Here is a 22,306-nt window from a genome sequence, read left to right as displayed (position 1 = left end):
GGGTGGACCGTCTACGAGTTTAGGCGATGGCGCAGCACCCGGTCCCGTCCGGCGTGGGCGGCCCGGCCGACGACCCGCTCGAGGGGTCCCTGGCCCCGGGCGCGGTGCCACAGGACGGCGAACACGGTGCCCAGCAGGACGTGCACGAGGAACCACAGCACCGGCTGCTCGTAGTGCAGCTCCAGGAAGAGCCCGAGCAGGTGCGCCGAGTACAGGGTGAGCGTCATCGAGCCGGCCGCGACCAGCGGCAGCAGCACCTGCTCGGCCCGGCGGGCCACGAGGAGGCACAGGCCGAGCACGAGGGCGCCGGTGCCCACTCCGCTCAGCAGGGCGAGCGGGGTGTTGGTGTGCGGCCCGGTCACGGCCAGCCACCACCAGGTGGCGGAGGGCAGGACGGGGTCCGGCCCGTACACGAGGACGTCCTGGACGTCCCCCCGGTCCAGGTAGGGGCTCGCGGCGAGCAGCCGCTCGATGCCGCCGAGGGGGTGCAGCAGCAACCAGGAGGTGACGGAGGAGAACACCGCGAGCGCGGCCCCGCCGATCGCGAGGCCGGCCTGCGTGCGCACGGCCGAGAGGTCCAGCCGCCCCAGGGCCAGGCCTGCGAGGAGGTAGACGAGGTACGTCACCCCGGGGTACGAACCGGTCACGAGCAGCTGGGCGAGGGTGGTGCCCGGCTGGGTGAGGAGCTCGGCGAGGCCGGGGTTGTAGACGGTGAACCCGGGCAGCGCGGGGCCGAGCGAGTGGACCAGCACGGGACCGAGCACGGCGAGCCCCGCCGCCCAGGCGAGCAGGGCGCGCACGGACAGGTGCAGGAAGGGCAGGGCGAGCAGGAAGAACACGCCGTAGTAGACCAGGATGTTGTAGGCGGGCGGGTCGCCGGGCGAGAGCTGGTTGATCAGCAGTCCCAGCGCGGTGATGAGCACCGCGCGCACGAGCAGACCGGCCCGGTCGGCGGTCGTCCGCCGGCCCTCGTGCACCCGGGTCCCGCCCGAGCCGAGGGCCAGGCCCACGCCGGCGAGGAGGGCGAAGAGGGCGGCGGCCCGGCCCGAGAACAGCGTCCACTGGGCGGTGGCCTCGAAGGTCTCCGGGTCCCAGGACGGCAGGATGTGCACGGAGACCATGCCGAGCAGGGCGAGGCCGCGGGCCGCGTCGATCCCGACCAGGCGCCGGCGGGCGGGCGGGCCCGCGGACGGCTCCGCGGCCCGGGCCTGTCCGGCGGGGTGGCGGGTGTGCAGCATGGCGGTGGTTCCCCTCTCGTGGTGTCCCGCGGGCACCTGCCCGGGGGTCCGGGCCTCCTGGCCCGGTCGTGGATCCACTCCAGCAGACGGGGATGTGGCGCTCTTATCGGCTTCCTGTGCCGAGGCTGTGAAGTGCGTCCGCAAACGATCCGCGGGTGATCGGGGGCCGGTGCGGCGCTACGCTGAGGACGGTCCGAGGACGCCGGTGCCGCCGGCGGGGACCAGGAGGGATTCCGTCGTGACCGAGCCCGTGCAGCGGCCCACCGCCGTGGACCTCCCGCGCCTGCGGCACCCCGACGGCGCACCGGTGCGCGCCCTCGTCGTCGACGACGAGCCGCTGCTGGCCCAGATGGTGTCCATGGGGCTGTCGATGCTGGGCTGGCAGGTGCGCTCCGCCCACGACGGGGACGCCGCGGTGGCCGAGGCCCGCGGCTTCCGGCCCGACGTCCTGGTGCTGGACGTCATGCTCCCGGGGTGCTCGGGGGTGGAGGTGCTCGAGCGGATCCGCTCCTTCTCCCCCACCGTCCCGGCCCTGTTCCTCACCGCGAAGGACAGCACCGAGGACCGCATCACCGGCCTGGCGGCGGGCGGGGACGACTACGTGACGAAGCCGTTCGACATGGAGGAGCTGCTGCTGCGGCTGCACCGCCTGGTGCAGCGCGCGGGCATCGCCCACCCGGACGCCGCGGAGCTGGTCGTGGGCGACCTCGTGCTCAACGCGGACACCCGGGAGGTCAGCCGCGGGGGCGAGGAGATCGCGCTGACGGCCACCCAGTTCGACCTGCTCCGCTGCCTCATGGAGAACGCGCGGCGGGTGCTGAGCAAGCCGCAGCTCCTCGAGCAGGTCTGGGGCTACGACTTCGGCGGCCAGACCAACGTGGTGGAGCTCTACATCTCCTACCTGCGCAAGAAGATCGACGCCGGGCGCCCGCCCATGATCCACACCGTGCGCGGCGCCGGCTACGTGCTCAAACCGGCCGAGTGAGCACCCGCCGAGGACGTGCCGCCCCATGAGCACCGGTCCCACGAGCACCGATCCGACCGGCACCGGCCCGACGGGCACCGATCCGACGGGCACCGATCCGACGGGCCCGGAAGCGACCGGGACGCGGGCCCGGCCGCGGGGCGCGGGCCGGGCGCTGCAGCTGCGCACCAAGCTGCTGCTGACGGTCCTGGCGCTGCTGACCGTCGCGTGCGCCGCCGTCGGCGCCCTGGGCCTCGCGGTCCTCAACGTGTCCCTGGGCGAGCAGCTGGACGGCCGGGTCAGGGACGCCTCCTTCCGCACGATCGAGTACGGGGTCCGTGCCGCCGCCGGGCCCTCGGAGGAGCTCGAGGCCATGATGGACGTCCCCGCGCAGGGCGCCGGCACCCTCAACGCCCGGGTCGTGGACGGCGAGGTGGTCCGCGCGGGGCTCTTCGCCCCCGACGGGACGCGGCAGGAGCTGACCGACGAGGACCGGCGGCGGATCGGGAAGCTCGTGACGGCGCTCGGCGCCGAGTCGGACGACGAGGGGGGCCGGCAGTGGGGCCCCGTGGACGTGGAGCTGGCCGTGGGCGGCTACCGCGTGCTCGTGGTCGACGACCCGTGGGACTGGGGCCTCGTGCTGACCGGTCTGCCGCTGGCCGACAAGGAGGACACCCTGCGCAGCTTCGGGGTGAGCACCGCGGCGATCTCGACCGGCGCCATCGCCGCCACGGGGCTGGTCGGGCTCGTCGTCGTCCGGCGCACCCTGCGCCCCGTGGAGCGGCTCTCCGACGTGGCGACCCGCGTCTCGGAGCTCGACCTCGACCACGGGGAGGTGGTCCTGCCGGTGGGGGCCGTGGCGCCGGCCGCGCACCCGGACACGGAGGTGGGCCGGCTCGGCCACGCCTTCGGGCGGATGCTGGACAACGTCGCCCACGCGCTGACCGCCCGCCAGCGCAGCGAGACGCGCGTGCGCCGGTTCGTGGCCGACGCCAGCCACGAGCTGCGCACCCCCCTGGCCAGCATCCGCGGCTACGCGGAGCTGATCCGGCTCACGGAGCCGATGAGCGCGCAGGGCCGCAGCTCCCTGTCCCGGGTGGAGTCCGAGGCGGCCCGGATGACCGCGCTCGTCGAGGACCTGCTGCTGCTCGCGCGCCTGGACGAGGGACGGGCCGTGGTCACCGAGGACGTCGACCTCCTCGAGCTGGTGGTCGAGACCGTCAGCGACCTCCGGGTCGCGGCGCCCGGCCACGTCTGGCGGCTCGAGCTGCCCGACGAGCCCGTGCTCGTGCGCGGGGACCCGGCCCAGCTGCGCCAGGTGCTCATCAACCTGCTCGCCAACGCCCACCAGCACACGCCCGCGGGGACGACGGTCACGGCCTCGCTCGGGACGGAGGCGAACGCCGGACCGGGGCCCGGCGGCGAGGCCGTGCTCGCCGTGGGCGACGACGGTCCCGGCATCGGCGCCGACTTCCTCGAGCACATCTTCTCCCGCTTCGCCCGGGAGGACCACGCCCGCGCCGCGAGCTCCCGCGGCGCCGGCCTGGGGCTCTCGATCGTCGACGCCATCGTGCGCGCCCACCACGGGCGGATCGACGTCAGCAGCGTCCCGGGCTGCACCCGGTTCACCGTCCGCCTCCCCCTGGCCGACCGCTGAGCGGACGCGGCTTGCCCCCGCGGCCCCCGAGCCGTTTAATGAGCTGGTCAGGAACCGTCGGCACGGACGGCCGTCCCCGCTCCAGTGCCAAACCGCAACGCCGCGTCCGGGGTCCGTCGCGTGCCGCGTGCTGGGGGTTTCTCCGTGCGGTTCCGAGGGGTCGCGGACGCCGCACCCACCTTCCGGAGGAACTCTCGTGAACGCACTGCCCACCGCCCCGTTCACCGCCTCCCTGCCGCGCATCCAGGGCGCGGACGCGCTGCCGCAGGCGGTCGACCAGCTGCGCATCCCCCACGAGGCCGTGATCTTCGACATGGACGGGGTGGTCACGGACACCGCGGCCGTGCACGCGGCGGCCTGGAAGACCCTCTTCGACGCGATCCTGGCCGACGACCGGCTCGAGCCGGCCGAGGCCGGCACCACGGTGGACCGGCGGCCCTTCGACGCCGACGCCGACTACCGCCACTACGTGGACGGGAGGCGGCGCGAGGACGGGATCCGCTCCCTGCTCGCCGCCCGGGGCGCCTGCCTGCCGGAGGGCGACGAGACGCCGGGGGCCTGGACGGTGCAGGGCCAGGCCGTGCTGAAGAACACCTACTTCCAGGACGCCCTGCAGGTCCAGGGCGTCCGGGTGTTCGAGAAGACCGTGGCGCTCATCGAGCGGCTGCGCGCCGCCGGGGTGCCGGTGGGTCTCGTCACCGCGAGCCGCAACAGCGTCCCCGTGCTGGCGGCGGCCGGGCTGCAGGACTCCTTCGACATCATCGTGGACGGCCACTTCGCCGCCGAGCACGGGCTGCCCGGCAAGCCGGCGCCGGACACGTTCCTGACCTGCGCGAAGATGCTCGGGGTGGACCCGGCCCGCTCCGCGGTGGTGGAGGACGCCGTGTCCGGGGTGCAGGCCGCGGCCGCCGGCGGCTTCGGCATGGTGGTGGGGATCCGCCGCCACGGCGAGCGCAAGGACCTGTACCGGGCCGGTGCCACGGTCGTGCTCAACGACGTCGGCGAGCTCGACCTCGGCGCCCGCCGCGACGACCCCTGGAAGCTGGTCTTCGAGGGCTTCGACCCGGCCACCGAGGCCCGGCGGGAGACCCTGCTGACGCTGGCGAACGGCTACATGGGCGTGCGCGGGTCGGCCTGCGAGTTCCCCGACAACGGGGTGCACTACCCCGGCAACTACCTGGCCGGCATCTTCAACCGGGTGGTGAGCCACCTGAGCGGCCGCGACGTCGAGCACGAGTCCATGGTCAACGCCCCCAACTGGACCCACCTGGACCTGCGGGTCTCCGGCGGCGACTGGTGGTCGGAGGGCGGGCTGCGCCCGTCCGACGAGCGGATCGAGCTCGACCTGCGCCGCGGGCTGCTCATCCGGTCCCTGATCCTCACCGACCTCAACGGCGACCGGGGCGAGGACGGGGCCCACGCCCGGCTGGAGATCGTCCAGCGCCGCCTCGTGTCGCTGCGCTTCCGCCACCTGGGGGCGCAGGAGACCACGGTGACCGCCCGGGGGTTCTCGGGGCGGCTGCACCTGCGCACGGGCATCGACCCCAGCGTGCGCAACAACGGGGTCGCGGAGTACCAGGACCTCAACGACCACCACCTCGTGGACCTCGAGTCGACCTCGCTGCCCGACGACCACGAGACCCTGCTCTCGCACGTGCGCACCACCCAGTCCAAGATCGAGATCACCACGGCCCAGCGCACCACCATCGAGGGCGGCCAGAACGTCCGGGAGCGCCGCGAGATCCGGCCCGGCGGCACCGAGTTCCGCCGCCACCAGGTCAACATCGCCGACGGCCGCCCGGTGATCATCGACTCGACCACGGCCGTGGTCACGAGCCGCGACGCCGCGATCGGCTCCCCCCGCGAGGGCGCCCTCGCGGAGCTCGACCGCAACCCCAGCGGCGTCCGGGGCCTGCTGCCCTCGCACGAGATCGAGTGGTCCCTGCTGTGGGACCGCTTCGACGTGGACGTGTGCCCGGACCCGGAGGAGCGCACCGGGGAGCTGCCCATCACCCAGCTGGCGCTGCGGGTGCACCTGTTCCACGTGGCCCAGACGCTGGCGCCGCACATGTCCCTGCGCGACGCCGGCGTCCCGGCCCGCGGCCTGCACGGCGAGGGCTACCGGGGGCACATCTTCTGGGACGAGCTCTACATCCTCCCGGTCGTCAACCTGCACCAGCCGCAGGTGACGCGCGCGCTGCTCTCCTACCGGTGGCGCCGGCTGCCCATGGCCAAGCACCGGGCCACCGAGTTCGGGCTCGAGGGCGCGGCGTTCCCGTGGCAGTCCGGCTCGGACGGCCGGGAGGAGACCCCGCCGGAGCTGTTCAACCACCACTCCAACCGGTGGCTGCCGGACAACTCGTGGCGGCAGTTCCACGTGGGCCTCGCGATCGCCTACAACGCCTGGATCTACTACGAGACCACCGGTGACCTCGACTGGCTGGCGGGGCAGGGCTCGGAGCTGATCATCGGAATCACCAGGCTGTTCGCGTCCCTCACCGACTACGACCCCGCGGACGGCCGCTACCACATCGCCGGCGTCATGGGCCCGGACGAGTACCACGACGGCCCGCGCGGCCAGCACGGCGGCGGGCTGAAGGACAACGCCTACACGAACGTGCTGGCGGCCTGGCTGTTCCGGCACAGCGCCCACATCTTCCACGACATGGTGGAGCACCAGCGCGAGGAGCTCTCCGCCCGCTTCGACCTCTCGGCAGAGGAGGTCGGGACCTGGCAGCGGATGGCCGAGCGGATGTTCGTGCCGTTCAACACGGACGGCACCATCAGCCAGTTCCACGGCTACGACGACCTCGACGAGCTGGACTGGGAGTACTACCGGGCCAAGTACCGCAACATCGGCCGCCTCGACCTCCTGCTGGAAAACGAGGGCGACATGACCAACAACTACAAGCTGGCCAAGCAGGCCGACACGATCATGCTGGTCTACCTCTTCGGCCCCGACGGCCTCGTCGAGGAGCTCGGCCGGATGGGCTACGAGGTGGACCACGCCGCCATCGAGCGCACCGTCGACTTCTACATCGCGCGGTCCTCGCACGGCTCCTCCCTGTCCCGGGTGGTCAACGCCTCGGTGCTCGCCTGGCTGAACCCGGACCGTTCGTGGTCCTCGTTCCAGGACTCCCTCCTGGTGGACCTCGACGACACGCAGGGCGGGACCACGGGCGAGGGCATCCACCTGGGCGCCATGGCCGGCTCCGTCGACGTCGTGACCCGAGCCTACGCGGGGCTGCGCGTGCGCGGCGGCTGGCTCGAGTTCGACCCGGCCCTGCCGAGCCAGCTGGACACCGTCTCGTTCACGGTGCTGTACCGCGGCCAGGTGATCCGGGTCTGCATCGACCACCACGTCCTGGAGCTCGAGGGGGCCTCCCGGCGCGCGGACGACGTCACGATCCACGTGCACGGCGCGGAGTACGTGCTCAAGGGCGGCCAGAAGATCCGCGTGGCCATCCAGCACGGGCACCAGCGCGCCCAGCGGCCGGCCGTCACGCGGCAGGGCGTCTGAGCCGCGGGCGGCGGGCCCGCCGCTAGGCTGGGCCCATGGCACACTCCACGACGCCCGGACCGGTCCTCCCGCACGGGGGGCACGAGCCCCGGATCGACTCCTCCGCCTTCGTCGCCCCGACCGCCACGGTCGTGGGCGACGCCGAGCTGGGACCGGAGTCCGGGGTCTTCTACGGCGCCGTGGTGCGCGGCGACCGCTCCCCCGTCCGGCTGGGCGCGCGGTCCAACCTGCAGGACAACGTGGTGGTCCACTCCGACCCCGGCCACCCGTGCACGATCGGCGCGGACGTGAGCGTCGGCCACGGCGCCGTGGTGCACGGGTGCACCGTGGAGGACGAGGTCCTGATCGGGATGAACGCGACCGTCCTCAACGGCGCCGTGATCGGCACGGGCTCGCTGGTGGCCGCGGGCGCCGTCGTCCTCGAGGGCACCGTGGTGCCGCCCCGGTCCCTCGTGGCGGGGGTGCCGGCCAGGGTCCGGCGCGAGCTCACCGACGAGGAGCAGGAGAAGGTCCGCGCCAACGCGCGCACCTACGTCCGGCTCTCCGCCGAGCACCGCCGGCTCACCGCCTGAGCCGGGCCCGGCGGCCCGTCACTGCGCCGCGAGGGTGCGCGCGTAGTCCAGGTACGCGCCGTGGTCGAAGCCGGGCAGCAGGCACGACTGCACCACCCAGCACTGCAGCACCGAGAGGATGGCCTGGGCGAACATGCCGGCCCACTCGCGGGCCGCGTCGTCGTCGAGGCCCAGCTCCTCGACCGCCCACCGCCCGTAGCGCTCCTCCACCCGGTCCCGCACGCGCCCCAGGTGCTCCCCGGCCAGCGCGGCCAGACCGGGGTCGCTCACCGCCCCGCCCCACGTGATGAGCAGCAGGCGGGTGGTGGCGTGATCCGCGGCCAGCCGCTCCAGCAGTCCCACGACCCACGCCGCGGGGTCGGCGCCGGGCTCGTCCTCCGCGGCCGCGAGGACCCGGTCCAGGGCCGCGCGGGCGGCCGCGGCCACGAGCTCCTGCTTGCTCGGGAAGTGGTTGTAGAGCGCCCCCGCGGACAGTCCCGTGGCGGCGATGATGCGGTGCATCGACGCCCCCTCGTAGCCGTGCTCGAGGAAGCACTCGCTGGCGGCGGCCACGATCTCGCGGCGGCGCTCGTCCTTGTACTGCTGGCTCACCCGGGGCACGGGCTCAGCCTACGCCACGAACGGTCGTTCGATCGGAGCCGGCGGGCGGGACCCCGGCGGCGCGCGGCGTGGCAGAATGCGCCCATGCCTGCCCAGACCCTCAGCCCGTTCGTCGACGCCTCCCTCGACGCCGCCCACCTGGACGACCCCGGCACCGCGACCGGCCGCACGCTCGGATGGGGTGTGGTCAGCACCGCCGACATCGCGGAGAAGGTGGTCCCGGACATCGCGGCGCTGCCCGACGCCCGGCTCGTGGCCGTGAGCTCGCGGGACCAGGACCGCGCCGAGGACTTCGCCCGCCGGCACGGGGTGGAGCGGGCCTACGGCGGCACCGCCACGAGCACGGGACTGGACCGGCTCGCGGCCGATCCGGACGTGGAGATCGTCTACGTGGCCACCCCGCACGGCTACCACCACCGGGACGTCTCGGCGCTGCTGCGGGCCGGCAAGCACGTGGTGTGCGAGAAGGCCCTCGCCATGACCGCGGCGGAGGTCCGGGACCTGTGCCGCCTGGCCCGCGAGCACGGCGTCTTCCTCATGGAGGCCGTCTGGACCCGCATGACCCCCGGCTTCCGCACCGCGATGCGCTGGGTCCGGGAGGGCCGGCTCGGCCGGGTCCGCTCGGTCGAGGGGTCCATCGGCACGCACCGGGCCCTGGACCCGGCCCACCGCCTGTTCCGCCGGGCCGACGGCGGCGGGGTGCTGCTGGACATGATGGTCTACCCCCTGACGTGGACCTCCGCGGTCCTGGGGGCCCCGGAGCGCTGGAGCGCCCGCGCGGAGCTCGGCGCCACGGACGTGGACCTGGACACCGCCCTGACCCTGGACTTCGGGCACGGCCGGGCGCACGTGAGCGGCACGCTGTCCGCCACGGTCCCCCACCAGGTGACGATCAGCGGCACGGACGGCTGGCTGCGGGTGGACGGACGGATCAACTGCCCGACCACCCTGGTGCTGCAGACCGCCGAGGGCGCCCGCACGGGCGCCGCCCCCGTCGTGGAGCGCGTGGACGTGGCGGGCGCCGGATACGTGTTCGAGATGCGCGAGGCCACCCGCTGCGTGCAGCAGGGCCTGCTCGAGTCCCCCGTGATGCCGTGGGCCGACTCCCTCGAGCTCGTGGAGCTCTTCGACCGGGTGCGGGCGCAGATCGGCGTGCGGTATCCCCACGACGCCCGCTGAGGGCGGTTCGCCCTGGGCGATAGGGGCCGGGACCCGTTGAAGACCGCGGGGAGCGGGATTATCATGGTCGACAGTTGAGTTGGTTCGACTCAACTAAATGTCGAAGACATTGCTCATATGGTTGAGGAGATGATTGACGTGGCCACGATGTTCACCCCGTTCAACGATTTCGACCGGCTCGCCGCCTCGCTGTTCGCCCGGCAGGGCCTGCGCGAGATGCCCATGGACCTGTACCGGGACGGCGACCAGTACATCCTCCGGGCGGACCTGCCCGGCATCGACCCGGAGAGCGTCGACGTCGACGTCGACGGCCAGCTGCTGACGATCCGCGCGGAGCGGGAGCTGCCCGAGGTGCAGGACGTCCAGTGGATCACCCGGGAGCGGCAGAGCTCCTCGTTCGTCCGCCAGCTCAACCTGGGCCAGGGCATCGACATCCAGAACATCGCCGCGAACTACGACAACGGCGTGCTCACGGTGACGATCCCCGTCTCGGCGCAGGCCAAGCCGCGCAAGATCCAGGTGGTCTCCGGCCAGGGCGAGCAGCAGGCCCTGGGCGAGGGCCGGGACGAGTCCGGCGACCGCGTGATCGGCGAGGGCGAGCTCGTCAACGGCGCCGGGTCCACCCAGTCCACGGAGGGCTGAGCCCGGTCCCCGGCACCGGCACGCCCCGGGCGGGGCCTCCACGGCCACGGGCCCGTTCCCCGCGGGGAACGGGCCCGCCGCCGTGCCCGGGCCGCCCGCGACCTCCGGCCGGACGGCGGGCCCGGCCAGCGGGCGGGGCGCCGCCTCGGGTATCTTGGCACCAGGAAGCACCACCACCGATCCGACGACATCCTGGGAGACAGCCCGCACATGGCCAAGATCATCTACACCCGCACCGACGAGGCGCCCCTGCTCGCCACCTACTCCTTCAAGCCGATCATCGAGGCCTACGCCTCGACCGCCGGCGTCGAGGTGGAGACCCGTGACATCTCCCTGGCCGGGCGCATCATCGCCGCGTTCAGCGACCGCCTCCCCGAGGAGCAGCGGGTGGACGACGCCCTCGCCGAGCTCGGCGAGCTGGCCAAGAAGCCCGAGGCCAACATCATCAAGCTGCCCAACATCTCCGCCTCCGTCCCGCAGCTGAAGGCCGCGGTCAAGGAGCTGCAGGAGCAGGGCGTCGCCCTCCCCGACTACCCGGACGAGCCCCGCACCGAGGAGGAGAAGGAGACCCGGGCCCGCTACGACAAGATCAAGGGCTCCGCGGTCAACCCGGTGCTGCGCGAGGGCAACTCGGACCGCCGCGCCCCCGCCTCGGTCAAGAACTATGTCCGCAAGAACCCGCACCGCATGGGCGAGTGGACGGCGGAGTCGAGGACGAACGTCGCCACGATGGGCGCCGACGACTTCCGGGACAACGAGAAGTCCGTGGTCATGGACGGCGACGACACCCTGACGATCCGCCTCGTGGCCGAGGACGGCAGCACCACGGTGCTCAAGGAGTCCGTCCCCGTGCTGGCCGGCGAGGTCGTCGACGGCACCGTGATGCGGGCCGCCGCCCTGGACGCGTTCCTCGCGGAGCAGGTCGAGCGCGCCAAGCGGGAGGACGTCCTGCTCTCGGTGCACCTGAAGGCCACCATGATGAAGGTCTCCGACCCGATCATCTTCGGCCACGTCATCGAGGCGTTCTTCCCGGAGCTCTTCGCCGCCCACGGCGCGGCCCTCGAGAAGGCGGGCCTCTCCCCCGCCAACGGGCTCGCGGCGATCCTCAACGGCCTCGACGCCCTGCCCGCCGACGTGCGCGACGACGTGCGGGCCGCGATCGACAAGGGTCTCGCCGAGGGCCCGAAGCTCGCCATGGTGAACTCCGACAAGGGCATCACGAACCTGCACGTGCCCTCCGACGTCATCGTCGACGCGTCGATGCCGGCCATGATCCGCACCTCCGGGCACATGTGGGGCCCCGAGGGCGAGGAGGCGGACACCCTCGCGGTGCTGCCGGACAGCTCCTACGCCGGGGTCTACCAGGTGGTCATCGACGACTGCCGCGCCCACGGCGCGTTCGATCCGACCACCATGGGCTCCGTGCCCAACGTCGGCCTCATGGCGATGAAGGCGGAGGAGTACGGCTCCCACGACAAGACCTTCGAGATCCCCGTGCAGGGCACCGTCCAGGTCGTCGACTCCTCCGGCGCCGTGCTCATCGAGCACGAGGTCTCCCCCGGGGACATCTGGCGGGCGTGCCAGACGAAGGACGTCGCGATCCGCGACTGGGTCAAGCTCGCCGTGACCCGCGCGCGGGCCTCCGCGACGCCGGCCGTGTTCTGGCTGGACCGCACCCGCGCCCACGACACCAACCTCATCGCCAAGGTCGAGGAGTACCTGGCCGAGCACGACACCGAGGGCCTGCAGATCGAGATCATGTCCCCCGAGGAGGCGACCGCGTTCTCGATCGAGCGGATCCGCCGCGGCGAGGACACCATCTCGGTCACCGGCAACGTGCTGCGCGACTACCTGACGGACCTGTTCCCGATCCTCGAGCTGGGCACCTCCGCGAAGATGCTCTCGGTGGTCCCGCTCATCAACGGCGGCGGGCTCTTCGAGACCGGCGCCGGCGGGTCCGCGCCGAAGCACGTCCAGCAGCTGGTGGAGGAGAACCACCTGCGCTGGGACAGCCTCGGGGAGTTCCTCGCCCTCGCCGCGAGCCTCGACCACCTGGCGACCACGGCCGACAACGAGCGTGCCCGGATCCTCGGCGAGACCCTCGACCGGGCCACGGGCACGTTCCTCGAGGAGAACAAGTCCCCGAGCCGGAAGGCCGGCGAGATCGACAACCGCGGCAGCCACTTCTACCTGGCCCTGTACTGGGCCCAGGAGCTGGCCCGCCAGGACGAGGACGTCGAGCTGGCCCAGGCCTTCGCCTCCGTGGCGGAGCAGCTGGCGGCCAACGAGGACGCGATCAACGAGGAGCTGCTCTCCGTGCAGGGCCGTCCCGCCGACATCGGCGGCTACTACCGCCCGGACGACGCCAAGACGTTCTCGGTGATGCGCCCCTCGGAGACCTTCAACCGGGTCCTCTCCTCGCTCAGCGCGTGAGCTGATCGCCTGAGCTGAGCGCGCGGGCCGACCGCGCGCACCGGCACGGGCAGCACGCACGGCAGCGGCCGCACTCCCCACGGGGAGTGCGGCCGCTGCCGTGCGCGGGGCATGCCACCCTGGGGCGCCTGCCGGAAGACGGCCCCGGGAGACGGCCCCGGGAGATAGCTCAGTGGAAGAAGTGCCGCGCCCCGGTGAAGTACATCGTCACGCCGGCGGCCTCGGCCGCGGCCACGACCTCCTCGTCCCGGATCGAGCCGCCGGGCTGGACCACGGCGCGCACGCCGGCGTCGAGGAGCACCTGGAGGCCGTCCGCGAACGGGAAGAACGCGTCCGAGGCCGCCACGGCGCCGCGCGCGCGCTCGGCGCCGTCCTCGCCCAGGGCGTTGGCCCGCTCCACGGAGAGCTTGCAGGAGTCCACCCGGTTGACCTGGCCCATGCCGATGCCCACGGACGCGCCGCGGTCGGCGAGCAGGATCGCGTTGGACTTCACCGCCCGCAGCGACGTCCACGCGAAGGCGAGGTCGGCGAGCGTCCGCTCGTCCGCCGGCTCCCCCGCGGCCAGCGTCCAGCCGGCGGGGTCGTCGCCCGCGGCGTCGAGCCGGTCCGAGACCTGCAGCAGCGCGCCGCCGGAGATCTGCCGGTACTCGAGGACGTCCCGCGCGAAGCCCTCGGGCAGCTCGAGCAGGCGGATGTTCTTCTTGGCCTGCAGGATCTCCAGGGCCGCCGGCTCGAAGCCGGGGGCCACGACGACCTCGGTGAAGATGTCCTGCACGGTCTCGGCCATCGCCCGGGTCACGGTCCGGTTCGCGGCGATGACCCCGCCGTAGGCGGAGAGCGGGTCGCACGCGTGGGCCTTGCGGTGGGCGTCGGCGATCGGGTCCTCGGCGCCGGGGGTGGCCACGGCCAGCCCGCAGGGGTTGTTGTGCTTGACCACGGCCACGGCCGGCTCGTCGAAGTCGTAGGCGGCGCGCAGTGCGGCGTCGGCGTCCACGTAGTTGTTGTAGGACATCTCCTTGCCGTGCAGCTGGTCGGCCTGGGCGATGCCGGGGGACGCGGCCTCGTCCACGTAGAGCGCCCCCTTCTGGTGGGGGTTCTCGCCGTAGCGCAGGGAGGCCGAGCGCTGCAGGGCCAGGCCGGCGTAGGGCGGCCAGAAGTTGGCGTCCTCGTCCTGCTCGAACTGCTGGGCCGTCCAGGTGGCCACCGCGGTGTCGTAGGCGGCGGTGTGCGCGAACGCCGCGGCGGCCAGCCGGCGGCGTGCCCGCAGGTCGAAGCCGCCCGAGGCCGCCGCCTCCACGACCGCGTCGTAGGAGGACGGGTCCACGACCACGGACACGGCCGCGTGGTTCTTCGCGGCGGCCCGGACCATGGAGGGGCCGCCGATGTCGATCTGCTCGACGACCTCGTCCTGGCCCGCGCCGGAGCGCACGGTGTCCACGAACGGGTAGAGGTTCACGACCACGAGGTCGAACGGCTCGATCTCCAGCTCGGCGAGCTGGTCCATGTGGTCCTGCTTCCGGCGGTCCGCGAGGATGCCCGCGTGCACCCGCGGGTGCAAGGTCTTGACCCGCCCCTCCAGGCACTCCTGGAACCCGGTGACCTCCGCGACCTCCGTCACGGGCACGCCCAGGTCGGCGATGCGCCGTGCGGTCGAGCCGGTGGACACGATCGCGACGCCGGCCCGGTGCAGCCCCGTGGCGAGACCCTCCAGCCCGGTCTTGTCGTAGACGGACACCAGCGCCCTCTTGAGGGGCACGCGGTCAAGCTGGGTGGGGCTCACAGGTTCTCCAAGCGTTCGAGGTCTGGGGTTGCCGGCGGGGTCCGCCGGGAACCATTTTACGGACCCTCGCCGGGCCTGCTCACCGGGCGTCGTGCAGGGCTCCCTGCCGGGCCGCCGCGTCGAGCGTGCGCACGAGCAGCTCGCGCTCGGCGGCCTTGATCCGCTCGTGCAGCTGCGCCTCGGTGTCCCCCTCCTCCACGGGCACCGCCGCCTGCGCCAGGATCGGACCGGCGTCGACGTCGGCCACGACCTCGTGGACGGTGACGCCGGTGACCTTCACCCCGTGCGCGAGGGCGTCCCGCACCGCGTGCGCCCCCGGGAAGGACGGCAGCAGCGAGGGGTGGGTGTTGACGATGCGCCCCGCGAACGCCTCGACGAACTCGGCGTCCACGATCCGCATGAACCCCGCGAAGACGATCCGGTCGGGCTCCCGGGCGGCCACCGCCTCCTGCAGGGCACGGTTCCACCGCGTCCGGTCGGGGTGGTCGCCGGGCCGGACGAGGAACGTCTCGACGCCGGCCTCCCGGGCCCGCTCCAAGCCGGTGCAGGGCTTGTCCGCACCCACGGCGGCGATCTCGACGTCGATCCGGCCCTCCCGGACGGCGTCGAGGACCGCCTGCAGATTGGTGCCGGAGCCGGAGACCATGACCACGATGCGCATGCCCCCGAGTCTAGTCGGGCGGGCGGGGAGGGGCCCCCGGGGTGCCCTAGAGTGAAGGGCATGACCCCTCCCCGCCCGACCCCCGAGGCAGCCCCCGCGGACGCACGACGCGCCGCCGCGACCCGCACGGCAGGGGGCGCGCTGGTGTGCGCGGCGGTCGCCCTGGTGCTCGTCGGCTCCGCCCTGTGGCCGACCGTGGCCGGGGTCGCGCTGGCCGCCCTCGGGATCGGGCTGGGCGTCGCGGCCCTCGTGCGCTCCCGCGGGACCGGCAAGCGCCGGCTGCTGGTGCTGAGCGCGGTCGCCGCGATCGTGCTGGGCGCGCTGAGCCTGCTCACCGGCGGGGCCCGTCTGGCCCTGTGGCCGGTGGCCGAGGCCTACCAGGAGTGCGTCGCCGGCACCCTGACCCTCTCCGGGGCGGCGCAGTGCCAGCAGGAGCTCGAGGACGGGATCTGGAGCTATCTCTCCGGCGGCCCGGCGGCGCCGGCGTCGGAGGACGCCGCGGGCGCCTCGGCCGCGTCCACGTCGAACGCCTCCGCGGACCCGGTCTCCGCCACGGCCGGCCCCTGAGCCGCCCACGGGCCCGCGTCCCGGCGCCCGTCCGCGGTGCTGCGGCCGGCCCCGGCTCCGTCGGCGCCGTGCCCTTCGGTCCCGTGCTGGTCAGCCCCGTGCCCGCGTGCGGGCCGCGGCCTCCGCCGGCCGGCCGAGCGCATCGCGCGACGGGCCGCGGTCTCCTCCCGGCGCCGCCGGCGCGCCGCCCGCCGGCCGGCCGGTGTCCCGTCCTCGCCGTCCTCGCCGCCGCGGGGCGGCGCGAACGGCGGCTCGTGCTCGAGCCACGGTCCCACCACGCAGCCGACCGCCGCCCCGACGGCCACCTCGGCGCCGAACAGCAGCAGCACGGCGGGACCGTCCGGCCCCACCTCCGTGAGCCGGCCGAGCCCCAGCGAACCGTGCGCGAGCCAGCTCAGCAGCATCACCAGCACGCCCGCGACGGCGCCCACGAAGACCCCGGTCAGCAGCGTCGAGAGCGGGTACGTGATCCAGCGCGCGGGCAGCCGCAGCGCCATCCAGTCGTCCAGGTGGTTCTCCCCCTCGCGCAGGAACCACCAGCCGGCGAGGACACCGGCCAGGACCGGCAGCACGACCACCACGAGCGCCCAGGCCGGGAGCTCGGCGGGCGGCAGCGCGGCGAGCGCCGGCAGCAGCGGCACGGGCCCGGCCTCGGTGCCCAGCGGAGAGGCGTGCGTGCCGGAGCCGAGCTCGAAGCCCGCGCCCGTGGCCCAGGCCAGGGCGTAGACCGCGAGGTTGGGCAGGTAGCCGAGCTGGAGCCCCGTCAGCGCGGTGTCCCCCGGCACGCCGGTGCCCAGCCGCTGGTAGACGCCCACCACGTCGTTCCAGTTCCAGAACAGGGCGGCGGCCAGCAGGGCGGACCCGGCCCCGACCCCGGCCACGGCCGCGACGAAGCCGGCGCGCAGCACCGCCCACACGTAGGACCCGGCCCAGCGGGAGTACTGGCTCGTGCGCTCGACCCACGCGGCGGCGTTGACGCCGATCAGTCCCGGCAGCGACCGGGAGGCCCGGTACGCGCCCACGAAGCCGCCCAGGGCCACGGGGACGAGCGGGAAGACGGCGGCCGCGGCCGGGCTCGCCGAGACCTCCCCTCCGCTGAAGAGCAGCGCGGCGGCGGCGCCGAACGAGGAGTAGGCGGCCAGGCCGCTGAGGTACGGCTGCCAGAACTGGCCCTCCCAGCAGGCGCGGGCCAGCCGTCTCCCGGCGTGCCAGGAGAGCGCGAACGGCACGAGGGTCAGCCCGAGCGGGACGAGGTTGAGCGTCCCGGTGGTCGCGGGCAGCCCTGCGCCCGGGTCCAGGGCCACCTGGAGCGGGGTGAGGTGGGCGAGCAGCCACACGTGACCGGAGAGCACGAACCCGCCGGTCAGGCCGAGGGTGTCGAAGCCGTCGGCGAGCCACACCATGAGGACGGTCAGCAGGACCAGCAGGTAGGACACCACGGCCACGGAGCCGAGTTCCAGCACGCCCTGCAGCCACAGCGGCATGGGCACACCCCGGCGGTCCGGGCGTGCAGCGGGGGAGGACAGGCCTTGGGAGTTCATCACCGACCATCCTCCCACGCCCGGGCGGCACCCCGGCCGAGGCTTCACGGCGCCTTCACCGGCGGGCCACGCCCCGCTTGCCGTCCGGTCGCCCGGCCCCGGCAGGCTCGTGAGCATGAGAGTCGCCGTGGTCGCCGAGCAGTTCCTCCCCCACCTCAACGGAGTCACCCACTCGGTGCTGCGGGTCGTCGAGCAGCTGGTCGCCGGCGGGCACGACGTCGTGGTCGTGGCGCCCTCCTACGACCCCGCGCCGCTCGGGCGCCCGGCGGAGCAGGTCGTCCAGGACCTCGACGGGGTGCCGGTGCACCGGTTGCCCGCGGTTCCGCTCACCGGCTACCCCGCCGTGCGGGTGGCCGGCGGGACCGTGGCCCGGGTGCGGCGGCAGCTGGAGCGCTTCCGGCCGGACGTGGTCCACGTGGCCTCCCCGTTCGTGCTGGGCCGCCGGGCGATCCTGGCGGCCCAGCAGCTCGGGGTGCCGTGCGTGGCGGTCTACCAGACCGACGTGCCCGGCTACGCGGCCAAGTACGGGGCCCCGTTCCTCGAGCAGCTCCTGTGGGGGCACGTGCGCTCCATGCACAACCTCGCCACGCTCACGCTCGCGCCGTCCACCGCGGCGGTCCGGCAGCTCACCGAGCACGGCGTCCAGGACGTGCACCTGTGGCGGCGCGGGGTGGACACCACCCGCTTCTCCCCCCGGCACCGGGACGAGCGGTGGCGGGAGGAGGTCGGCGGCGGCCGGCGGATCGTCGGCTACGTGGGCCGGATCGCCCCGGAGAAGCAGGTCGAGGACCTCTCCGCGGTCGCGGACCTGCCCGGCACCCGTCTGGTGGTGGTGGGCTCGGGCCCGGAGGAGGACGCCCTGCGCCGCCGGCTCCCGCAGGCCCACTTCACCGGGCGCCGCAGCGGTGCCGACCTGGCGCGCATCATGGCGTCCTTCGACGTGTTCGTCCACCCCGGCGAGTTCGAGACGTTCTGCCAGACGATCCAGGAGGCCATGGCCTCGGGGGTGCCGGTCGTCGCGACCGGCCGGGGCGGTCCCCTCGACCTCGTGGACCGCTCCCGCACCGGCTGGCTCTATCCCCCGGGCGACCTCGGGGCGCTGCGCGGGCACGTGGCTGACCTCCTGGGCGACGAGGCGAAGCGGGCCGCGTTCGGCGTCGCGGCGCACGCGGCGGTCCAGGGCCGGACGTGGGACGTGCTGGTCGGGCAGCTGCTCGAGCACTACGAGCGCGCCGTGGCGCTCTCGGCGCAGGGGCAGGGGCAGGGGCGTAGCCGCCGGCACCGCCGGGCCGTCTGAGGGCTACCGGCGGGCGGGGGACGCGTCCAGCACGGGCGCCCCGGTGCCGGCGTACCGCCCCGGCTCCGCGGTCAGCACGGTCAGCCCGTGCACCAGGGCCGTGGCCGCGGTGAGCCCGGCGAGCGGGTCGGCCGCCGCCGTCGCTACCAGTGCTCCCCACGCCCGGGCCACGGCGGCGTCCGCGGGGAGCACCCGGCCCGGGAAGCGCAGCTCGAGCTGCTCCGCCCACAGCGTCTCGTCGGGCCGCTCGGCGAGCAGCTCCCCGAGCACCGTGGCGGGCAGGAACAGCCGCCGGTGTCCGTGCCGGCGCAGGACCTCGGCCAGCTCGGGGCAGCGCTCCGGGGTGCGCACCCCCAGCAGCACGGAACGGTCCAGGAGGAGGTCCACGGCGGCGGGCCTCAGGCCGCGGCGGCGAGCTCCCCGCGGGCCGGAGCCAGCAGGAAGTCCACGAACTCGGTGCGGACCTGCACCACGCGGGCGTAGTCCTCGACGCTCATGGCGGAGACGCTGATCGCGGGGACGCTCGGCGCGGGATCGCGGCGTGTCCCGTCCCCGGTGGCCGGGACGGCGTGGGAGGGCTGGGAGAACGCGCCCGTGCGGGCGGCGGAGTGGCGGGGGTCGGACATGACCGGGATCCTTCGTGCGCTCTTGCTCGCACCGGGTACCGCTGCTGCGGCGATGCGAGCCGCTTCGTCATCCGAACCACCCGTGAACATGGGGTTGGTGCCCGGTCAAGTCGGAGCTTGCCGACCGGGTCTCTTGAAGCTCCCTCCATTGAACCACATCGGCCGAACCGTGTCCGCGGGCGGCACCCCGGCCGGATCCGGTGCCCCCCTCCTGTGCACAGGCCTTCCCCGGGGTGTCACCGCTCGGACATCTCGACGACACATCGTTGCGCTGGAATGGGTCCCGTAGGACCGGGGACGGCGCAGGCGACGACCCCGCGCATTACGTTTCAGTGACACAACTCACGACTCGCTTGTCGAGGTGTCGGTGCCGCGGGGTAGCCTGAACCTGCTTCTCGAGATGCGGCGTCCACGCCCTCGACCGGAGATCGACGATCCCCGGCGGAACCGTGGAGGGGCTCCGACCCGCTGCGCGCCAACCCGATGTTCCCGGGTGGATCGGATGACGAAGCGGCGGGCAACGCCATCGGATGCCTGCAAGAACGTCAGGAGAAAACATGACCATGTCCGAAGAAAGAACAGCCATCACCACCGACCAGCGCGAGGAGTGGATCGACGTGACCGTCACCGCCCTCCCCGATCTGCACCTCGTCCGTCTCACTTCGACCGACGGGGACGTGCAGGAGTACCTGAGCCCCGAGGCCGACGACCTGGCCGCCGCGGCGGAGCACACGGAGGGTACGGCGCAATGGTGCGCCAAGTACCGCCAGCTCCTCGTTCCCGGAGCCCTCGCGGCGACCGGACGGCACCCGTTCTTCAAGCTCCACCCCTCGTCCCTCCCGCTGTCGGCATAGCCGGCGGACAGGAGCGCACGGAGGCCGCAGCCCGTCGGGCTGCGGCCTCCGTCGTGCGGGAGGACGGTGACGTCCGGAGCGCCGGCGGGACCCGCGGGGTGCTCACTCGAGGCCGTAGTCCCCCGCCGAGCCCCACCCGCCGCCGGCCTCGTCGGCGGAGTCGTCGAATCCCCACTCGGAGGCCTCGACCTCGAACGGCACGGAGACGTCCAGCTCGGCGTCGGAGACCCGGTTCACCACGAAGGGGTCCTCCGGCTCCTCCGCGGCGGGGAGCGGATCGGGAACGGTCACGGCGCTTCCTCCCGGTGCTGCTCGACGGGTACGACGACAGAACCGCCGCCGGGCGCAGCCCGACGACGGTTCTGGAGGATCAACGGGCCGGAGCCCGCGGAAGATCCTTAGGAGATGACGTTGATGTTCGCAGCCTGGGGGCCCTTGGGGCCGTCCTGGGTCTCGAACTCGACGCGGTCGTTCTCGTTCAGCGAGCGGAAGCCGTTCGAGTTGATCGCGGAGAAGTGGGCGAAGACGTCCTTGGAGCCGTCCTCGGGGGTGATGAAGCCGAAGCCCTTGTCAGCGTTGAACCACTTGACGATACCGGTAGTCATGGGAGACCTGATCCTTCATGAGATGAACGTTTCCCGACGTTCGAGAAACAAAACAGTTGTGATGCATGGAAAACGTCTTCTCAGAAAAACTGCTGCACCCGAGTGGGCCGAACTGCTTGAAAGACAAAAACGAACCTCAACAACTGCGGACCACTCTACACGAGATCCGGCGCCGCACCACCCGGGGCGGTGCGCCGCACCCGGCCCGGCACCGGGGACCGCTCAGAACCGGGGACCGCTCAGACCGGCGGGGCGCCGAGCTCGATGAGGAGCACTCCGCCGGCGATGAGGGCCACCCCGGCCGCCGTCACCCAGGTGAACGGCTCGCGGAACAGGACCCGGCCGGCCAGCGCCGTCAGCGCCACGCCGGAGGCCGACCAGATGCCGTAGGCGACGCCCAGGGCCATGCCCTCGTCCAGGACGAGGCTCAGGCAGGTGAACGCCACCAGGTAGCCGACGGCCACGGCGGCGTACCAGCGGGGGCGGCCCCGGGCGGCCATCCGCAGGGACAGGGTCCCGGCGACCTCGGTGAGGATCGAGACGCCGAGGAAGAGCCAGGCCATCAGGCTGCCTCCCCGGTCTCGGGGGCACGGCCGTCGACAGAGCTGCGGGCAGGGCGGCGGGAACCGAGCTCCACGCACAGCACGCCGGCCACGACCAGCACGATCCCGGCCAGCACGGCCGGGCTCAGCCGCTCACCGTAGACCACGGCCGCCGCCAGGGCGGTGAGCATCACCCCGAGGGCGGCCCACACGCCGTAGGCGACGCCCACCGGCATGCCGCGGCGGAGCACGGCCGCCAGGAGGGTGAACGCGGCGAGGTAGCCGGTGACGACGAGCACGTACCAGGCGGGCTCGTCCAGAGCCGCCTTCAGCGACAGCGTGGCCGCCACCTCGGCGAGCACGGCGGCGAGCAGCAGCAGCCGGCGCAGCACGGCTCAGCCCGCCAGGAGCTCGTCGGCGACCACCCTGATCCGGGCCCGCTCCTGCGGGTCGGGGGCGAAGACGCCCGCGGCGTCGGCGAACCACACGCCGTCGGCGAGCAGCCGCACGGCGAGCAGCCGGCTCCGGCGCTCGGCGGGCAGGTCCGCGGGCAGATCCACCCACGGCTCCACCCGCGCGACCCAGCGCTTCTTGAGCGTGGCGCGCAGCCGCTGGTCGGTGAGCATCACGAGGTCGGTCTCGTCGACCTCCCCGGACAGGCACCAGTCGAGGTAGGCGCGCAGCCGCTCCTCCGCGGGCACCTGCTCCGGCGGGCCGGGCAGGCGGCGGGCCATCTGCGCGTCCCACCCGTCCATCACCCGGTCCACCAGGGCGAGCATCAGCGCCTCCTTGGTGGGGAAGTGGTACATCACCCCGGGCTTGGTCAGGCCCACCTGCCGCGCGGCCGACGCCAGGGAGACCGTGCCGCCGCCCCGGATCAGCTCGAGGGCGCCGTCGAGGATGCGCTCGCGGGAGGAGGTGCTCATGAGAAAGAACTTTACCAACCGGAAGGGTGGTGACACGATGTTGAGCATCCCCGGTGCGCGGGCCTCGGCCGCCGCACCGGTCCGCGGGCACGACGACGTCCC

The 22,306-nt window shown here is 73.6% G+C and carries 22 protein-coding genes and 1 riboswitch; of the genes, 10 read left to right on the top strand and 12 right to left on the bottom strand.

What is annotated here, in order from left to right; translation table 11 throughout:
* Positions 1 to 11: 11 nt before the first annotated feature.
* A complete protein-coding gene (locus AC6CH6_RS06130; protein ID WP_498254442.1) occupies positions 12 to 1,238 on the bottom strand; it encodes a heparan-alpha-glucosaminide N-acetyltransferase domain-containing protein in 1,227 nt (408 codons plus the stop codon).
* A gap of 238 nt (positions 1,239 to 1,476) precedes the next feature.
* On the opposite strand from AC6CH6_RS06130, the gene AC6CH6_RS06125 reads away from it, so the two are divergent.
* The 4 genes from AC6CH6_RS06125 to AC6CH6_RS06110 all read left to right on the top strand — a co-directional run bounded on the left by AC6CH6_RS06125 (position 1,477) and on the right by AC6CH6_RS06110 (position 7,951).
* Positions 1,477 to 2,223 carry a response regulator transcription factor gene (locus AC6CH6_RS06125; protein ID WP_276321322.1) on the top strand — a complete coding sequence of 249 codons (747 nt, stop codon included), beginning with the start codon at positions 1,477 to 1,479 and terminating at the stop codon, positions 2,221 to 2,223.
* A gap of 25 nt (positions 2,224 to 2,248) precedes the next feature.
* A complete protein-coding gene (locus tag AC6CH6_RS06120; protein WP_498254441.1) occupies positions 2,249 to 3,859 on the top strand; it encodes a sensor histidine kinase in 1,611 nt (536 codons plus the stop codon).
* Between the two features lie 196 nt (positions 3,860 to 4,055).
* Positions 4,056 to 7,379, top strand: a complete 3,324-nt coding sequence (locus AC6CH6_RS06115) for a beta-phosphoglucomutase family hydrolase (RefSeq protein WP_498254440.1) — start codon at positions 4,056 to 4,058, stop codon at positions 7,377 to 7,379.
* Between the two features lie 35 nt (positions 7,380 to 7,414).
* On the top strand, positions 7,415 to 7,951 hold the full coding sequence (locus AC6CH6_RS06110; RefSeq protein ID WP_498254439.1) for a gamma carbonic anhydrase family protein: 537 nt from the start codon (positions 7,415 to 7,417) through the stop codon (positions 7,949 to 7,951).
* Positions 7,952 to 7,969: 18 nt separating this feature from the next.
* On the opposite strand, the gene AC6CH6_RS06105 is transcribed toward AC6CH6_RS06110, so the two are convergent.
* Positions 7,970 to 8,551, bottom strand: coding sequence for a TetR/AcrR family transcriptional regulator (locus tag AC6CH6_RS06105; RefSeq protein ID WP_498254438.1), 582 nt, complete (start codon positions 8,549 to 8,551; stop codon positions 7,970 to 7,972).
* Positions 8,552 to 8,635: 84 nt separating this feature from the next.
* Here AC6CH6_RS06105 and AC6CH6_RS06100 point away from each other — a divergent pair, with 84 nt between their 5' ends.
* The 3 genes from AC6CH6_RS06100 to AC6CH6_RS06090 all read left to right on the top strand — a co-directional run bounded on the left by AC6CH6_RS06100 (position 8,636) and on the right by AC6CH6_RS06090 (position 12,805).
* Positions 8,636 to 9,730: a Gfo/Idh/MocA family protein gene (locus tag AC6CH6_RS06100; RefSeq protein ID WP_498254437.1), complete on the top strand. Its 1,095-nt coding sequence runs from the start codon at positions 8,636 to 8,638 to the stop codon at positions 9,728 to 9,730.
* 129 nt (positions 9,731 to 9,859) lie between these two features.
* Positions 9,860 to 10,372, top strand: a complete 513-nt coding sequence (locus AC6CH6_RS06095) for an Hsp20/alpha crystallin family protein (RefSeq protein WP_285842172.1) — start codon at positions 9,860 to 9,862, stop codon at positions 10,370 to 10,372.
* Between the two features lie 210 nt (positions 10,373 to 10,582).
* The gene (locus AC6CH6_RS06090) at positions 10,583 to 12,805 is read left to right on the top strand and encodes an NADP-dependent isocitrate dehydrogenase (protein WP_498254436.1); all 2,223 of its coding nucleotides are present in this window, start codon (positions 10,583 to 10,585) and stop codon (positions 12,803 to 12,805) included.
* 169 nt (positions 12,806 to 12,974) lie between these two features.
* On the opposite strand, the gene purH is transcribed toward AC6CH6_RS06090, so the two are convergent.
* On the bottom strand, positions 12,975 to 14,585 hold the full coding sequence (gene purH, locus AC6CH6_RS06085; RefSeq protein WP_498254435.1) for a bifunctional phosphoribosylaminoimidazolecarboxamide formyltransferase/IMP cyclohydrolase: 1,611 nt from the start codon (positions 14,583 to 14,585) through the stop codon (positions 12,975 to 12,977).
* A 79-nt stretch (positions 14,586 to 14,664) separates the two neighbouring features.
* Positions 14,665 to 15,246: a phosphoribosylglycinamide formyltransferase gene (purN, locus tag AC6CH6_RS06080; RefSeq protein ID WP_498254434.1), complete on the bottom strand. Its 582-nt coding sequence runs from the start codon at positions 15,244 to 15,246 to the stop codon at positions 14,665 to 14,667.
* Between the two features lie 60 nt (positions 15,247 to 15,306).
* Between purN and AC6CH6_RS06075 the strand changes: the two genes are divergently transcribed.
* On the top strand, positions 15,307 to 15,813 hold the full coding sequence (locus tag AC6CH6_RS06075; RefSeq protein ID WP_498254433.1) for a hypothetical protein: 507 nt from the start codon (positions 15,307 to 15,309) through the stop codon (positions 15,811 to 15,813).
* On the opposite strand, the gene AC6CH6_RS06070 is transcribed toward AC6CH6_RS06075, so the two are convergent.
* Positions 15,702 to 17,354: a cell division protein PerM gene (locus AC6CH6_RS06070; RefSeq protein ID WP_498254708.1), complete on the bottom strand. Its 1,653-nt coding sequence runs from the start codon at positions 17,352 to 17,354 to the stop codon at positions 15,702 to 15,704. The genes AC6CH6_RS06075 and AC6CH6_RS06070 overlap by 112 nt on opposite strands.
* Positions 17,355 to 17,469: 115 nt before the next feature.
* Between AC6CH6_RS06070 and AC6CH6_RS06065 the strand changes: the two genes are divergently transcribed.
* Positions 17,470 to 18,651: a glycosyltransferase family 4 protein gene (locus AC6CH6_RS06065; RefSeq protein ID WP_498254432.1), complete on the top strand. Its 1,182-nt coding sequence runs from the start codon at positions 17,470 to 17,472 to the stop codon at positions 18,649 to 18,651.
* 3 nt (positions 18,652 to 18,654) lie between these two features.
* Here the strand turns inward: AC6CH6_RS06065 and AC6CH6_RS06060 are convergent, their stop codons facing one another.
* Both AC6CH6_RS06060 and AC6CH6_RS06055 read right to left on the bottom strand, forming a co-directional pair.
* Entirely contained in the window at positions 18,655 to 19,038 is a 384-nt protein-coding gene (locus AC6CH6_RS06060) for a PIN domain-containing protein (protein WP_498254431.1), read from the bottom strand.
* A gap of 11 nt (positions 19,039 to 19,049) precedes the next feature.
* Positions 19,050 to 19,277 carry a hypothetical protein gene (locus AC6CH6_RS06055; RefSeq protein ID WP_133410630.1) on the bottom strand — a complete coding sequence of 76 codons (228 nt, stop codon included), beginning with the start codon at positions 19,275 to 19,277 and terminating at the stop codon, positions 19,050 to 19,052.
* Between the two features lie 13 nt (positions 19,278 to 19,290).
* Positions 19,291 to 19,416: riboswitch (SAM riboswitch) on the bottom strand.
* 418 nt (positions 19,417 to 19,834) lie between these two features.
* On the opposite strand from AC6CH6_RS06055, the gene AC6CH6_RS06050 reads away from it, so the two are divergent.
* A complete protein-coding gene (locus AC6CH6_RS06050) occupies positions 19,835 to 20,131 on the top strand; it encodes a hypothetical protein (RefSeq protein WP_017832157.1) in 297 nt (98 codons plus the stop codon).
* A gap of 102 nt (positions 20,132 to 20,233) precedes the next feature.
* On the opposite strand, the gene AC6CH6_RS06045 is transcribed toward AC6CH6_RS06050, so the two are convergent.
* The 5 genes from AC6CH6_RS06045 to AC6CH6_RS06025 all read right to left on the bottom strand — a co-directional run bounded on the left by AC6CH6_RS06045 (position 20,234) and on the right by AC6CH6_RS06025 (position 22,204).
* Entirely contained in the window at positions 20,234 to 20,422 is a 189-nt protein-coding gene (locus AC6CH6_RS06045; protein ID WP_498254430.1) for a hypothetical protein, read from the bottom strand.
* A gap of 107 nt (positions 20,423 to 20,529) precedes the next feature.
* Entirely contained in the window at positions 20,530 to 20,736 is a 207-nt protein-coding gene (gene cspE, locus AC6CH6_RS06040) for a transcription antiterminator/RNA stability regulator CspE (protein WP_017832155.1), read from the bottom strand.
* 239 nt (positions 20,737 to 20,975) lie between these two features.
* Complete coding sequence (locus AC6CH6_RS06035; protein ID WP_498254429.1) at positions 20,976 to 21,299, bottom strand: DMT family transporter; 324 nt, start codon at positions 21,297 to 21,299, stop codon at positions 20,976 to 20,978.
* A complete protein-coding gene (locus AC6CH6_RS06030; protein WP_133410633.1) occupies positions 21,299 to 21,670 on the bottom strand; it encodes a DMT family transporter in 372 nt (123 codons plus the stop codon). The genes AC6CH6_RS06035 and AC6CH6_RS06030 overlap by 1 nt, the downstream gene beginning before the upstream one ends.
* Positions 21,671 to 21,673: 3 nt before the next feature.
* Positions 21,674 to 22,204 carry a TetR/AcrR family transcriptional regulator gene (locus AC6CH6_RS06025; RefSeq protein ID WP_498254428.1) on the bottom strand — a complete coding sequence of 177 codons (531 nt, stop codon included), beginning with the start codon at positions 22,202 to 22,204 and terminating at the stop codon, positions 21,674 to 21,676.
* Between the last annotated feature and the right edge of the window lie 102 nt (positions 22,205 to 22,306).

This window comes from Kocuria sp. GQ42 (genome assembly GCF_059758435.1).
The sequence above is the reverse complement of the archived record's forward strand: the minus strand, read 5'-3'. Positions and strand labels throughout refer to the sequence as shown.